At 33.2% G+C, this 15978-nt stretch carries 11 protein-coding genes and 2 pseudogenes; 6 read left to right on the top strand and 7 right to left on the bottom strand.

The window, feature by feature from the left end:
• A pseudogene (locus tag BW936_RS17570) lies at nucleotides 1-327 on the bottom strand (IS110 family transposase); the annotation flags it as partial.
• A gap of 355 nt (nucleotides 328-682) precedes the next feature.
• Here BW936_RS17570 and BW936_RS17565 point away from each other — a divergent pair.
• On the top strand, nucleotides 683-1138 hold the full coding sequence (locus BW936_RS17565; RefSeq protein ID WP_076550800.1) for a hypothetical protein: 456 nt from the start codon (nucleotides 683-685) through the stop codon (nucleotides 1136-1138).
• 153 nt (nucleotides 1139-1291) lie between these two features.
• Here BW936_RS17565 and BW936_RS19670 read toward each other — a convergent pair whose 3' ends face one another.
• Complete coding sequence (locus tag BW936_RS19670) at nucleotides 1292-1522, bottom strand: hypothetical protein (protein ID WP_159439034.1); 231 nt, start codon at nucleotides 1520-1522, stop codon at nucleotides 1292-1294.
• A gap of 340 nt (nucleotides 1523-1862) precedes the next feature.
• Here BW936_RS19670 and BW936_RS17560 point away from each other — a divergent pair, with 340 nt between their 5' ends.
• On the top strand, nucleotides 1863-2978 hold the full coding sequence (locus BW936_RS17560; RefSeq protein WP_076550798.1) for an acyltransferase: 1116 nt from the start codon (nucleotides 1863-1865) through the stop codon (nucleotides 2976-2978).
• 165 nt (nucleotides 2979-3143) lie between these two features.
• Here the strand turns inward: BW936_RS17560 and BW936_RS19990 are convergent.
• Nucleotides 3144-3299: pseudogene (locus BW936_RS19990) on the bottom strand (IS110 family transposase); the annotation flags it as partial.
• A gap of 618 nt (nucleotides 3300-3917) precedes the next feature.
• Here BW936_RS19990 and BW936_RS17550 point away from each other — a divergent pair.
• Complete coding sequence (locus BW936_RS17550; protein WP_076550794.1) at nucleotides 3918-5186, top strand: chloride channel protein; 1269 nt, start codon at nucleotides 3918-3920, stop codon at nucleotides 5184-5186.
• Between the two features lie 457 nt (nucleotides 5187-5643).
• On the opposite strand, the gene BW936_RS20080 is transcribed toward BW936_RS17550, so the two are convergent.
• Nucleotides 5644-5769, bottom strand: a complete 126-nt coding sequence (locus BW936_RS20080; RefSeq protein ID WP_262494014.1) for a hypothetical protein — start codon at nucleotides 5767-5769, stop codon at nucleotides 5644-5646.
• A gap of 371 nt (nucleotides 5770-6140) precedes the next feature.
• The gene (locus BW936_RS17545; RefSeq protein WP_076550792.1) at nucleotides 6141-8156 is read right to left on the bottom strand and encodes a BCCT family transporter; all 2016 of its coding nucleotides are present in this window, start codon (nucleotides 8154-8156) and stop codon (nucleotides 6141-6143) included.
• Between the two features lie 996 nt (nucleotides 8157-9152).
• Between BW936_RS17545 and BW936_RS17540 the strand changes: the two genes are divergently transcribed.
• Entirely contained in the window at nucleotides 9153-9527 is a 375-nt protein-coding gene (locus BW936_RS17540) for a GreA/GreB family elongation factor (protein ID WP_076550791.1), read from the top strand.
• Between the two features lie 455 nt (nucleotides 9528-9982).
• Here BW936_RS17540 and BW936_RS17530 read toward each other — a convergent pair whose 3' ends face one another.
• Both BW936_RS17530 and BW936_RS17525 read right to left on the bottom strand, forming a co-directional pair.
• Complete coding sequence (locus BW936_RS17530; RefSeq protein ID WP_076550787.1) at nucleotides 9983-11386, bottom strand: Gfo/Idh/MocA family oxidoreductase; 1404 nt, start codon at nucleotides 11384-11386, stop codon at nucleotides 9983-9985.
• A gap of 27 nt (nucleotides 11387-11413) precedes the next feature.
• Entirely contained in the window at nucleotides 11414-12853 is a 1440-nt protein-coding gene (locus tag BW936_RS17525) for a tagaturonate reductase (protein ID WP_076550813.1), read from the bottom strand.
• A gap of 189 nt (nucleotides 12854-13042) precedes the next feature.
• Here BW936_RS17525 and BW936_RS19525 point away from each other — a divergent pair, with 189 nt between their 5' ends.
• Complete coding sequence (locus BW936_RS19525) at nucleotides 13043-13258, top strand: hypothetical protein (RefSeq protein ID WP_143744214.1); 216 nt, start codon at nucleotides 13043-13045, stop codon at nucleotides 13256-13258.
• Between the two features lie 1259 nt (nucleotides 13259-14517).
• Nucleotides 14518-15948 (top strand): sulfatase, encoded by a 1431-nt coding sequence (locus tag BW936_RS17520; protein WP_076550784.1) that lies wholly within the window; start codon nucleotides 14518-14520, stop codon nucleotides 15946-15948.
• Nucleotides 15949-15978: the final 30 nt, after the last annotated feature.

Here is a 15978-nt window from a genome sequence, read left to right as displayed (position 1 = left end):
GATCGATAAACAAACTTTGAGGGTATGCCCAGAACAGCTTCCCCATGTATCTTGTTCTTGGTTGCGGTACGTTGTTTTAAATAGGTATCCAATAACCGGAACAACTGTAAGCATTCACTTTGGGTATCCGTCAAGGCATTGTATTAGCCTATAATGATAGTAACCGGTAGCTTCCATAACCACCAATGAACCTTTGGGCAATTCCTTTAGGTATTTCCTGAACCCCGCTTCATTGTTCTTATACTGGTGGCAACCTGTTTTACTACCATGTACATCAAAGACTTCCTTACTGATGTCAACTCCAAAAGTTTCTTTATATTTATTCATAGAAAATGATTTATGAAAGAACCGGCTACTTCTGCTCACAACAACTTGAAAACGAGATCTAAAGTCTCACAGAACTGAACGTGATCTAAGTAGTAAAAGAGAGAGGATTATCAATGTTGTCGAAGTCTAAAGCTTCACCGTATATAGTAACCTTAATTCTCTCTTTTGTTCTTTCTAATTATATCAACAATTTACTGAGAATCAAACTTAAGACGTGTATAATTAATGGCTAATTCTCGCCTACTTACGAAAATCCTCGGGGATTTTCTCTGGTTCGTATTTGTTTACCAAATTAGTTGCTTAACCAGGCAACTTTACATACACAAACTCGTTAGCAAATATTAAAATAAATATAATGAACCAAGAATTTAAAATTAAAGAAAATGGATTCTCTGAAATTAGTAAGCCTATAATTCTTAAAATAGCTCTAATATTAGCAACTATACTTATTGTTGTTTTAGGAATAAAATCAAAAGGTTTTACTACAAAAATAGATACACTTATAATTGTGGCTCCAATAGTAATTGGAATTTTCTCCTTAATCGTTTTTTTAGCTATGAAAAGGGTTAAAAAACAATTTGAAAGTTTCGTACTAATAATCAATAAAAACGAAATTAGTAGAGAGCAACTTTATATTAAAAAAACTTCAATACCAGTAGACAAAATTAAATCGATTTTCACCAATGAGGGAAAAGGACTGACTATTCAAGGAGAAAGTAGTTTACCACATGAAATGATTATAATACCAAAAGAAATTGAAGATTTCGAAAAAGTAAAAGATTTATTAACCGAAATATATCCTATAAAGTAAAGAAGAAATAAAAACATTTGCTAACACCGGTAACCGTTGCACAAGCCTACGATTAGAAATAACCACTATCCATATAAGCTTCTTTAAGGGGCTTTTTTATGTCATGCCAGATATTATTGAACCTAAATTTTAGAAGTAGCTGAAAAAGACTTTTCACGTATTTATCATGTTTTTATAAATAACGGCAGGGCAAGCTTCCCCGCCCCGCTTTTCGGGCGTTTGTTCTCGAATTTTAGGTGCTTTTTGAGATGGTAGGCGATCGCGGATAGGTGCATGTCCTTGTTCGCCTGTGCGAGTACGATCGTATTTATTTTTCTCATTCCCATGAACTGGGTCAACGTTATAAAATAATTTATTCAGCTTTTTAAAATTATATTTTTCCAATACAATTGCGATTGCTGTCTATGTTTTTACGAATATATAGCACATTTAACTTGTAAAAAACATATTGGTTGTTTGGTGAATTTTAGTCATTTCTTACTTAGACTAAAACATTTTTTGTGATTAGGGTTTACCGTATTGGAATATGAGCTAATAATTATAGGTTTATTCTTTAATGGTATATTAGCGTGCACAGAAAATAGAACATTGCATATACTTAGAGATATTTGGGTATATGTGCAATTGTGCACCTATAGAATTATTAGCTTTCATACTAAAATAAGTATGATTTAGTTAACAATGAAAGTGGTAACAAATTGTACGAATAAGAAAAAATGTAAAAATGAACAGCATTAAAAAAGAGAGAATTGATTACTTAGACACTCTACGTGTAGTTGCCTGTTTTTTAGTTGTCCTCTGCCATGTTGGAGATTATTACGCTGAAAGCGCCACAGGAGAATTCGGCTTAGCATGGAGTCAACTTTTAACGCTTACAAGACCATGTGTACCGCTGTTTATTTTACTTTCAGGCACATTGCTATTGCCATTAAAGGTGGATTCAGGTACATTTCTTAAGCGTAGGTTTACGCGTATTGTTATTCCAATTTTAGTTTGGTCCGTTCTATATGTATTTTTCCCTTTACCTTCAGAAACAGTTTTTGGAGGACCGGCCAATGCATTTACTGGCAAAATGAATATTTATGTCTATAATTTGATGATGATACCTATAAATTTTACAGCAAGTAATATTCATTTTTGGTTTATTTACAGCATTTTAGGGCTCTATTTATTTATGCCAATTATTTCACCGTGGGTTAAAAATGCATCAAAAAAAGATATGTTATGGTTTTTAACAATTTGGGGAATTACCCTTTTATTTCCATATATCCGAATGTGGTTTCCTAAAATTCATGGTGAAAGCAACTGGAACAACCACGGCATGCTAATATATTTTAGCGGGTATTTAGGGTACATTTTACTTGGTATATTTTTACACCGATATAATACATTTTCTGCACGAAAATCATGCCTAATTGGAGGATTACTATTTGTGATGGGTTATATTATAACTTACAATGGTTTATGGTACGACATCGGACGTTTAAATTCCCAAAAAGTAGCTAAAGTAAATGATGAGGGATGGGTAATTATTGAAACTTTGATTGGATATCTTACTCTAAATGTGGCAATGATGACTGCTGGGGTGTTTATGTTCTTCCAAAAATTGAAATTACCAAGAATAATTCAAAAAGTCATGAATGAACTATCAAGGTTGAGTTTTGGAATATTTCTAGTGCACTACATCCTCTATTTATGGATTGGCGCAAAATTAATTCCCGCCTGGAACTTACACCCAGGTATTGAAGAAGTACTTGTGGCAATCATTGTCTTTGTTATATCGTATTTCGTAGCAAAAGCAATTTCGTATTTACCAAAATCAAAATATATCATAGGTTAGAAAGAAACAGTACGTAAAATAAAATACAAAAAGCCAACAAAGAACTGAGGTGAAAAACAAACAAATTCTTCCTTAATCTGAGACAATGGTATTCTAGGCTCATAGATTCAAAAAACAGATTCTTAAGCTTTTTTTATTCAATGTATCCGCTATTTATCCAGGCAATCAAGAGACGTAAGTTTCATCATATGGCCTACCAGATTTTGCGATAGCAAAAGACTGCTTTAATAGTTTGTTGGCGGCGGCTATCAGTGCCAATTTCTTGCGCTTGCCCTTGTTCACGATTAAATCATATACCTTTTTGCATGTTTTGTTATGCTTATGCCCCCTAACCGGACAGTGTACATGGTCATGCCACACGCATGCTTGCTTATTCGTTAAAAATGCCTCCTATATATATTCTTCATGCTCCGCCTTTCAGGTAAAGACACCTTCTTTCACCCCACCTCTTCCGTATCAACATCATCATCCTTTTAGTGTTCTTTAGACCCTACTACGATGCACTAAGCTTACCGAAGTGTGAATACTTTCCTCGTGCATTTATGCTTTATATACGGTTACTTTTCATTGGCACCAAGATTTATAAACTCATCTCTTCAGACGTAAGCTCACTTTTACCAACCTTGTTGCTTACTAATGGTTTAAGGAGTTTCTCTTGTTCATTAGAGATCTTCATTCTCTAGATGAATTAACTACTTTTCTGTCTTTAAAAGATGCCCATACTGGGCACACACAATGGCTAAAAATAATAAGGGCTAATTGCCAAACCCTAAGGGAGTGCATATTAACAAAATCCGCCAAATTTATAACTTGACAATTAAAAAAAAATATCGGTAAAATTGTAAATTTGGCAAAATCTAGATTTAAAAAAAAGTGCATTTTAATTCTTAACTATTCTTATAACAACCGTTATATGTCATATAAAATAGCAACGAAACAGTGAAATTGAAACGAAGAAGAAAATTAATAACATATTTAAATATATTAGATCAACCTATCCGATTTAATCCTTTCGTTTTCGGTCGCACTTTTTTACTTTGGGCTTTACTTGGGTTAATTGGTGGAATAATTGCAGGTACTTATTGGATCGGACTTGAGTTTTTAACTCATCAATTAGCATATTTTAATAGTTGGCATGTAATTCCTGTTATGGCAACTTGCGGACTATTAGCAGGCTTGATTATTCATTTCATTGGTGACCCAGGAGAAATACATTTGATTGTAAACAACATTCGATTTAATAAAGGAAAACTAGACCCTAAAAACAATCTATCAATGGTTCTCTCTTCATTATTATGTGTTGCATCAGGTGGAAGTCTTGGACCAGAAGCACCATTGGTGCAAGTGACAGGTTCAACAGGTACTTGGTTAGGTAAATTATTCCGACTTAAAGGCGAAGAATTAAGGTCTTTAAGTATCGCAGGAATGGCTTCTGGTTTTACTGCGTTGTTCGGTGCGCCTTTGGGGGGTAGTTTGTTTTCTTTAGAAATACTGCACCACAAACACGCAGTTGAATATTACAAGGCTATAATCCCAGCACTTGTTGCAAGTTGTTTTAGTTATTTGGTATTTGCTTTAATAGTTCATTTAGGCCTTGCTCCAATATGGGATTTATCTGCTTATGAATATTCTGGGGTCTTTGATTTTGGTTATGCAATTCTTTTTGCAATAATAGGTACAACCTTTGGGTGGGTTTTTATTTTTTGTACTAAATTTTTCAAATCACTTTTTGAGAAAAAACCAATACCCATTTATATTAAAACGCTAATTGGTGGAATTCTACTTGGCATTATATCATTTTATTTTCCATTAACCCGATATTTTGGTCATCACGAAATTAACGAGCTACTATCAGGGACCTTCCCTTTGACTTTATTGTTTGCAATTTTGTTTTTTAAAATTATCGCGATTTCAATAACTGTAACATCAGGCTGGAGAGGTGGATTTATTATTCCGTTATTTTTCGTAGGAGCAACATTAGGACTAATTATACATCAACTTTTTCCGACATTAAATTTGACTTTAGCTATAGTTAGCTGTATGGCTGCTATTAACGCTTGTGTAACTAGAACCCCAATGAGTACAACAATTTTACTTGCTACTTTAACAGGGTTTGGACATTTTATACCAATCTTATTTGCAAGTTTGACTGGCTATTTTTTAGCCCCGAGAATACCTTTTATTAGTTCACAAATGGAGAAAGCGTAAAAAAAATGGTATACATTCAAGTAAACGGCTGTGCCAGTAATTGATAGCGTACGCCTCTTGCTCCATCGTACGTTAAGGTTCAATATACTCCGTTTCGTAAGTCATTACTCCAAGCCTCTTTTTCCCCTTAAAACTATCCGCTAGTTTTGAAATAGGCTATGTGTTTTCATTCCTTTGCAAATTTTAAAGAGAATTATGTTCTATCCATCCTTACCCGTAATAATTCTAAGGTTTTTCCCTAGTACGTTTCTCGTAAGTACTATGACCTCGGCTAATTCCCCATATAGCTACACCTGGTTATGCTACACGCATGCTGGCTAGTTGGTTAAAATGTCTGCCAAACATTTTCTTAACACTAAAAATTTCAGATCATTATATCTTTTCCATCGATTACTGTCTGACCTACTGTTTTTGCATTTACTTAAAAATGTTTGGGACTTCACAATGATTTGCTTGCTCATCCATCCTCACAGCTCATATCCGGTTCCTGTTCGTTGGCACCGAATTTTGTAATTGGTACTTGCGCATTATTCAACCGCAAATAATCTTTAGATGTAACCTCGCCGGTTACCTCCCTTGCCAATTATTAATAATTCAGGGCACTACCCCTGCACATTAGAGTCTTGCACCCTCTAGTCTAATTATTTCCCTTTCAGTAAATAATTATGCCCATGCTAAACACCTACAATGTGTAAAAAACATAGCTTATTTTAGACCAAACGAAAGGTTGTTGTAATGCATTTAAAAACACACCGATGACACTCATATAATTTAACCCTAAACCAGAATGGAACTTTCTTTTTTCATTCATAATCAATTAATAAAAAAGAGAGTCCTCCAGAGGTTAAACAATATATAAACGGAAAATGCAAAGCGTAAAAAATATTATTCCGTTTTTTTGCAGACAAAAATAATTTAATAGATGAAAAACAAAATTTAGATTTTAAAAAACGCCTACTTCATTCTTTTATTAATGTTACGGCTAGTAAACAATTGATTTTTTTCATCTGACACAATGCCTAAAAAGCGCTCATAATGCTTAAGAACATCTGAAATCAATTCATTTTCAGTAAATAACTGAACATCATAGCCTTCTCGCTCATCACCAAAATAAGACTTAGGGAAAAACACACGATTATTTTCTATATCATTTGTGTTCTGTTCATTCATCAAACTATCGGATACCAATTTAGACTCATTTCTAACTCCGTAAATAAAGTTATTAAGTAAATCATACTCCACCTCTATTTCAATTTTATTAGGATCTATAAAGGAATTAAGTTTTGCATTAACACCATTCTTTAAAAACTCTTTGTGCAAATTTTCAAAAGCTGGCTTTACTGTCTTATCAATATATTCATTGGTCGTTTGTTTATCACTAAATGAAATAATTTGTCCAAGCCGTGACTTCCATGATTGCCCTGACCAAGGAACTGTAGAAACAGAATAGTCACGTTCATAATAATTTTGATCAATAATTAAAGCCTTTACAAAGCTTATTATAAAGAGTAATATAATAATTACAAAGGGTAAGGCCGTTATTAATGTCATAGATTGCAATGCCTCTAGACCACCAACGCGTAACAACATAAGTGCAAGAGATGCGAGTAAGACTCCCCAACTTACAATTTGCCACTTTGGGGATATAGGTGCATTTTTTGTTGCTATCCCATTCATTACAAATATTCCAGAATCGGCAGAAGTAACAAAGAAAATAATGATAATAGCTAAAGTTAATAAACTTGTGATTTCTGTTAATGGTAAATATTCTAAAAAGCTAAACATCAACATATCTGGATTATTCGCTAGTAAACTCAATGCTCCATCTGCAATATTTTGATCAAACCAAACTGCACTATTCCCAAAAACGGACATCCAAATAAAGTTAAACAAAGTAGGGATGATTAGTACTGCTGAAACAAACTCTCTAATGGTACGTCCTTTGGATATTTTTGCTATAAATATGCCTACATAAGGAGACCATGAAATCCACCAAGCCCAATATAAAATTGTCCAATCAAAAAACCATTTTTGCTTTAATTCTTCATTGGCATAGGTTGAAAAGGTTAAATCGAAAAAATTAGAAATATAGCTTCCCAACCCTTCCGTAAAGGTTCCTATTAAATATACTGTTGGTCCTAAAAAAAGCACAAATAATAATAGTATGACAACACTAATAATATTAATTCGACTTAAGATCTTAACGCCCTTATTCACCCCACTTACAGCAGAAAAAACTGAAATGGAAACCAGAGCAATAACGATTAATGCTTGGTAAAAGAAACTGGAATCTGGAACAATATTAAATTTTTCAAGACCAGAATTTAATTGTAGTACTCCAAATCCAAGTGTTGTTGTAATTCCGAAAAAAGTACTACACAGAGCAAATATGTCAATTATATCACCCCATTTTCCTTTAATTCTGTCTTTTAAAAGTGGATAAAAACAGCTGCGCAAAGATAAGGGTAAACGGTAACGATAAGCGAAATAAGAAAGTGATAACCCCACAACTCCATAAATAGCCCAAGCATGAACGCCCCAATGAAAGAAAGTAAATAGCTGTGCGTCATTTGCCCTTTGAAGGGATGAGTTATCAGAAAATGCTGTATGTGTGTAATGCTGCATAGGTTCGGCAACACTAAAATACATTAATCCAATTCCCATACCTGCAGCAAAAAGCATAGAAATCCAAGAGAAAAAAGAATATTCTGGTTTGCTATTGTTCTTCCCCAACCGGATGTTTCCATACTTTGTAAAAAGTAAAAAAAATAAAAACAGCACAAATGCCGTGACTGACCAAACAAAAATAAAGTACAAGTTTATAAAAATGTAATTCTTCACAAAATCAAGGATTGAATTGGTTACCTCCGGAAAAATGGCAGATAAAATACAAACCCCAATAATAAAAATCATACTTGGAACATAAATACCCTTACTTAAAGTGGATTTCAATTTCATTTTATTACCCATGCATTATTATATATTGATTCTATATTAGTTGATTTATTTAAGTTTTTGGCTCTAAAGTGCAAGTATAAACGTAATATTTAAGCTGAAATACTCTTAAGGATACCTTTTTTACCCCATGTTAGAATTAGCACCTATTTTTTTGGTGTACCGGAGAAGTACTTTTCAAGTAATGAACCATACTTTTTACAAATGATAAGAAGACAAACTTACCTGCACCATTTTTTTATCGTTTGTTTTCAAATTTCAGATTTTTCTTAAGATTACAGGCGATTACCGAAAGGTGCAAAACTTTGTTCGCCTTTGCAAATTTGATCGTATTTATCTTTCTTATTCCCTTAAGGAAATGAAGGTCCAATACCTCCTTTTATCGTATATAAAAGGTATTTTTGGATATGCTCATTTCATTGAAAGAGTGAGAACAGTCTTCCTAAAAATGCTTTTGTTCTGAATTTAAAGTTAACACACAAACGTTAAGATGCTATTGATATTATATTATTTTGTTAACCTTCATAATCGACATAATGAATAAAACTAATAGCAGATTAAAACCAAAAGTAAGCAACTTTAAAAAGTTCGCTGTATTTAAAAACTTGATGCCTTCAGGAAAATCTATAAAACAATTGTTTTCAATATACCTTAGTGGCTTTAACATTGTAAGTTTTAAATATAAAGTTTAACTTTGTTATTCGTTAATTTCTAACACAAATGGTAGCAGATCACTTTCTATATACTAAAAAAATAATTTTAGGATTAGTGCTGTCATTATCTTACTTACATGACGATATTTTTTTAAAAAATTCAAAAGAGTTTGTTCATTAATCCCTGTTACGACTCAAAACAGGGACCCCTCTTTATTATTCTCAAATTTTAATCTTATTCTCTTTCTTAACGCTACTATTAGCATTCAAAAACAGGAGCTCAATATACTGTGCACTATTTTGAATGATTGAGTCATAACTACATCGTATTAAGAAGGAAAATTCAAAAAAATATATTATGTCAAAAAATGTAATTTTAACCACCGGAATATACGATATGATTAAAGATCATGTTCGAAGAAAAAAAGTAACTAAACAAGAAGAAGATCTTTTATTATTAGAATTAAAAAATGCCAAACAAGTACTTAGGCGAGACTTACCAGATGATATTGTTACGGTAAACCGACGTGTAAAAATCAAAGATTATACGGATAACAAAGAAAAAGAATATATGTTTGTAGCAAGTACTAAAACAAACAATAAAAAAGGAAAATTATCTATTCTGTGCGATGTTGCCGTTGCCACCATTGGCAGACAGGTAGGTGATATAATAAATTGGCCTTTTAAGGATGGAGAAAGAAAACTAGAAATTTTAATGGTTGAAAATATTTAATCTTCAAAAACAAAAAAAGAGTCTTTGTTATAATTACGCAAAGGCTCTTTTTTTATCTTTAAATGCAATTAATATACTTATAGGCTATGAAAAAAAATCTCACTTTAATTTTAAAAGAACAATTGCTATTTTAATTTCTGTAAAGCCTATCCCTGCAAAATATCCTGCTGTAAATTCACTTATGGAAAATTGATTTTCTCCTCCTAGTGTATCTGTAGTAGTTGGAGAATTGAAGTGATTGGACTTTTGGGAAAATATTGTTTTTCCATAAAAAAGCAAAGTGATAGTTTAGGTTATTCTTACGATTAGCTACTTCAATTTAAAAACCACTCCCATTTAACTCCCATTCTAATTTATAAACATCTACTACCAATTGGATACCTTAAGCTTTCTTTCAATTCCTGTTAATCACTTAGATGATAACACCAAAATACAGAAAAACAACATGGTTAAATTTATATCCTTTTTGGTCTTGGTTCTAAATCTGTAAGCTCAGCTATTTTTATGGGCTCACCACTTTCTATACTCTTTCTTGCTGCAACACCTACAAGTATAGACATTGCGCCATCTCTAACGCCCGCCGCTCTATCATAATGGTCTTTATTATCAGGATTCTTGAATATTTTATCATGCAATCTTTTATCCCCTCCTCCATGACCTCCACGCTCGTAAGGCACTTGAATTGTTTCATGTTTGTCCCATATCTTATGTAAAATAACCGGCTCATAACGTGCCACTTCTTTACCTCCCTGACTCATTTCTAATGCATGTAACTCTTCTTGACTTAGAACGTCTTTCTTGTTGTAAGGAATATCTAAAGCCGCTTCAATTCTTCCTTTAGTGCCATTAAAAGCAATTCTCCAACCTTCAAAAGGGGAATATGTTGTTAATGAATAATTTAAAACAACATTGTTTGCATATTTAACCTGTGCAGACATCTTATCATAAATATTTATTTCTTTTCTAAACAAACAATTATCACGTATATATCCATCATGCTCTTCGTTCTTTACATACAAGTCCATATCCCGTTCATTTTTGGTAATATCCCAGTAAAAATCACAAGTCTTTGTATGTTCGCAATCTCTACAATTATTGCCTCTAAATGAGTTTGCACTACCATAAAATTCTAAATCGCCATAGGCAAATACTTCCTTAGGGTCAGAATCTAGCCACCAGTTTACCAAATCGAAATGATGAGTAGATTTATGTACCCATAACGATCCTCCAGTTTGTCTTAAACCATGCCATCTTCTAAAATAAGACGCTCCATGATGGGTATTTAAATACCAATGGAAATCTACTGAGGTTATTTCTCCTATACTCCCACTTTGTATTAACTCTTTAACTTTAGTATTATAAGGACTCCATCTATAATTAAAACCTACTATAACATTTTTATTATGCTTTCTTTCTGCATCTAAAATTTGTTGGCATTTAACCTCATCTGTTGTTAACGGTTTCTCTGTCAACACATCACAACCTAGTTCCAAGCCTCTAATGATATATTCGTGGTGGGTTGAATCTGTAGTAGTGACAATTACCAAGTCTGGTTTATTTTCGACTATCATTTGGTCAAAATCAGCATAGGTATTACAAGAGGTTCCAATATATTTTTTTGCATATTTTAACCTTCCAGGATTAGGATCGCAAAGACCTACAAATTCTAAAATATCTGAGTACTCATCTACAAGACGCTTACCCCAAAAAGAGGTTCCCCTAACACCTGTACCTACTAAAACCACTTTTAATTTTCGGTTTTTAAAAAAACTCAATGGAGCTGCTGTTGCTAAGGCCGTACCTGCCGCTAACATTGAAACAGACGTTATAAATGACCTTCTTGTTTGTGCGTTTTTCATATATCTATTTATTTTTAATACTACTTCTTATATGTTATTAAAATTTTTAAAGGCCTGCTCAACACCACCATTATCAATCATTTCTAAAGCTTTAGCCACCAATTCAGTTAACTGATTAATATTATTTAAATCTTGTCCCCAAAATTCTTCGTTTGCCAAAATTTTTATTAAGACTTTAGTATAACTTTCTTCTAGCCATGCATTTTTAAAATACAATATGATATTTTCAGCATCATTTACAGGAAGTTTTTGTCCGTTCCAATCTCCTTTATAAAATCGTATTAAGCATGCAAATGAAAAAACTATCTTCTTTGGTGCCCTATTAAATTTTTCAATATATTCAAGTAAGCTTGGCAATACGCGAACACTAAATTTTGAAATAGAATTCATAGCAATACTAGATAGCTGATGTTCAATAAATGGGTTTTTAAATCTATCAAAAACATCTTCAGCAAATTGCGTCAATTCATTTTTATCTAGATTTGAAGCTTCAACTATTTCATCAAATACCAATTCCTTAATATAATTCCCTGTAAAGTCATCTACCATAGATTCTCTTACCGTAGTATTACCATATAATATAGATAATGGAACCAAAGCCGTATGTGCGCCATTTAAGATTCTCACTTTTCTAGTCCGGTAAGGCTGAATATCATCTACAATTTTTACATCTAAATCTATTTTGTTAAAAGGCAATTTTGATTTTAATATATGGTCACCTTGAATTACCCATAGAAAAAAACTTTCTGCCGCAATCAACAATTTGTCATTATAAAACAATTGTTGATTGTACTCTTCAATATTATCTTTAGGGTAACCAGGAACTATTCTATCAACCAATGTATTGTGAAAACTATTGTGATTTATAATCCAATCTTTAAACTCATCACCTAACTCCCATAAATCAACATACCTCAGCACCAATTCTTTTAACTTATCCGCATTGTAGTTGATTAACTCACATGGAATTATCGTAAGACCTTTTAATGGATCTCCATTAAAAAATTTATACCGCTCTAAAAGTAACACCGTTAATTTTCCAGGAAATGAATTAGGAGGAGTCATAGTTGGCAAATCATTCACGTCAAAAGCTATACCTGCTTCTGTTGTATTAGATATTACATATTCCAACAACTCTTCCTTTGCAATATCTAGATACTCCTTAAAATCTGCATAGGGATTAACTAAAGAAGTTATGTTATCTATTAACATTTTATTCTCAATAAGTTGCCCTTTAGAAATACCTTTTAAAAACAACGTATATAAACCATCCTGCTTTTTTAGCATATCTACCATGCCATTTTTTAGCGGCTGAACCACCACCACTCCATAGGATTCTCCTAAATCTTTATTTAACCTATGGAAAGCATAATTAACAAATGCTCTTAAAAAATTGCCTTCTCCAAATTGAACAATTCTTATAGGATATCGATTCTCAATTAGATTAATCTGTCTAGAAAGTTCCATTTGTACCATGTGTTATATTCATTCACTTAGCGCAATATAGCAATTTACTGTGTATTTTTAACATAGTAATAAAATATTTTAACCGATAACGCTACTTTACATAAAAAAAATAGTTTAGAAATATTAGGCGAACAATAAGGAAAGAATAACTTATGCAAACCATATTTTGAGCTAACTATCCCGTAAAACATGAGTTTTAATTTGATAATTATACGAACTCCCTTTACTTTATTTACAAGAATTATTGCTTTTGAATTGGTTAAATTGACAACGAACAAACCTAAAATCATCGCTAGGTATTTTATGGACAAATGGAGATTATCCAGAATTCTAATTGCAGACTCCTTGTTATTACCCCATATATCCACTAAGCATTTGATCGAAATGGATGAAACGTGTATGTAAACAAATGTATTAGTATTACATATGAAATCATATTGGCTATGGCGCCGGTGATAGCCACAATTTATCTTATTCCCACGTGGAATTCTTCCAAAAAGCAGATCATTGTTTAAGACTTATAACCCTAATATTTGACTGACTAATTCTTTTCTATATTGTTTGTTTTTCCAACCCTCTTTTGCATGCCTCCTAATCTAACCGACAATTAAACTACTTTTACGTTACTTGAATATTTTGCTCATTTTCACAACTGGAAATTTAACTTTATGATGATTTATGAAACTATACTTTCCCCGTTACATTAGCAGAAAATGGTTATCGCTATTTAAGGTAATTACGTTCCGGTTCGGCATCCTTTATTCTTTTTTTCAACCCGGTGATTTCACCTTGCCTGTCCATCAGAATTGGATTTTCCTTGCCCTTACAACTATTGACGCCAGTGATTCATTACGGACGTAGATCTATACATTGACCATTATATTTCAATAATACTCCCCGTGCGTAGCCAAGTTTTACAGCTTTCTCTATCAACCCTACGGTATCATTCCTTTTTTCCCTTCACATTCATCTAAGTTGATTTAAACGATTTCTACATAGATAACTTAATGTCAATTCAATATAGTAAGTCTAGTTTATCGCCTTAGAGTTATTCAATCTCAGCAATACTTACCATGTAGTTACTACACAGAAATCAAATTTATATGAGTAAGATTCAAAAAGGGTTATAATAATGGAGCAATAAACGTGTTAATTTAACGCAGTAATTTTATAGATATAACCATCTGTATAACACAGAATGCTTTTAATCCTTAGTGTTCATCCGTATTTAATCCATATTTTTCAAAAACCAGTACTTTCTTCTTAAAATACAGTTAACTCCATACCACAGATGCAACTTTGTATAATTCTTACTAAAAAAAAGGGCTACTTAATTCTTATTTTGACAAAGACCTTTTTTTTGGAGGAAACACCTCTTTTCTCGCGTACTTAAGATTACGATCACTTGGCAGATTGGCTATGATCAACAGTCATTTTTTGCCTAACTTGTGCAATAGTTACACTATAAAATTGCAATTACGGTGGATCCAACTACGTGCTAATTCAAATGAATTTGCTAACGTATCTATCAAACCTAAAAATATCGCATAATAACCCATATCTAATGGTTACATATCCCAGTTGAATGCAATTATGCTATGGTAACCTTGAATTCCAAAAAATATGATAACATTGAATAATTATAAAATTAATATCATACAGTAATGAAAAGGAAAGTATTAAAATTGCTTTTTAGTATGGTTCCATGCCTCTTGTTGCTGACCAGTTGTATTAAAACACAATCGCCTCAAAAGCCTAATATTCTTCTAATATGTGTAGATGACCTTCGTCCAGAGTTAAAATGCTTTGGCGCAGACTATATTAATTCACCAAATATTGACAAGTTAGCAGCAAAAGGAGTCTCCTTTCAAAAACATTACGTCAATGCACCAAGTTGCGGACCTTCTCGCTATACCCTTTTAACGGGACTATACGGATCAGCAAGTAACAATGCGCTTTTTCTTAGGGCAAATAAAATGGAAGAAGGAATAAAAGAAATACATCCAAGCATGCCAGAATGGTTTAAAACAAATGGCTATACCACTGTTTCTGTGGGAAAAGTATCTCATCATCCAGGAGGAAGAGGTGGTAGTAATTGGAATGATAGTACAATAATTGAAATGCCCAATGCTTGGGACAAACACCTTATGCCGGTTTTGGAATGGGAGCATCCACGAGGAATGATGCACGGTTTAGCTAATGGAGAGATTAGAATAAAAGCGAGCGATATGGACGTTTTTCAGACTGTAGAGGGTAATGATAACATTTATCCGGACGGAGCTATTACCGATCAAGCCATAACCCAACTAAGAGCGCTTACTACAAATAACGAAAACCCGTTTTTTCTTGCTGTTGGAATTATTAAACCGCACCTGCCTTTTGGAGCACCAAAATCTTATTTTGATAGCTATACAGGTGTTGAATTTCCCCCAATAGAACACCCTAAAAAACCGGAAGGGAAAACCACATGGCATAATTCTAGTGAATTTAGGCAGTACAACCTGTGGAAGAAAGACCCCAATAAGGATAAGGCTTTTGCCGAAGAAGTACGTCGCCATTATGCCGCCTGTGTGAGCTACGCAGATGCGCAAGTGGGAAAAATCATTGCAGAATTGAAACGTACAGGGGCAGATAAAAATACCATTGTCGTACTTTGGGGTGACCATGGTTGGCACTTAGGAGAACATGCTATTTGGGGAAAGCATAGCTTGTTCGAGGAGTCGTTACATTCTCCCTTAATAATTCACTATCCTGGGATGGAGCGCAAAGGCGCTACAACTGATGCCATTGTGGAGACACTTGATATCTTTCCAACACTATGTGATTTAACAGGTGTAGAAATACCCGAGTTTGTCCGTGGCGTGTCATTAAGGAATATATTAGAACATCCCAATACGAGTGGTCATCCAGCGGTAGCTTACAAAAATAATGCTACTACGATAAGAACTGCAACATATCGGATGACGCTTCATAAAGATGGTTTTGTAGAGTTATATGATCATACAACTGCAGAAAACGAAACCAATAATGTAGCAGAAAAACATCCAAAATTAGTGGAGGAGCTAAAGAATGTGTTACTGTCTAAAATGAAGTAATGTTAAGCGCCACTCAACACTGATGACCGC

Origin of the sequence: Maribacter ulvicola, from assembly GCF_900155985.1 — a bacterium.
In the GTDB taxonomy this organism is placed as follows: domain Bacteria; phylum Bacteroidota; class Bacteroidia; order Flavobacteriales; family Flavobacteriaceae; genus Maribacter; species Maribacter ulvicola.
The sequence above is the reverse complement of the archived record's forward strand: the minus strand, read 5'-3'. Positions and strand labels throughout refer to the sequence as shown.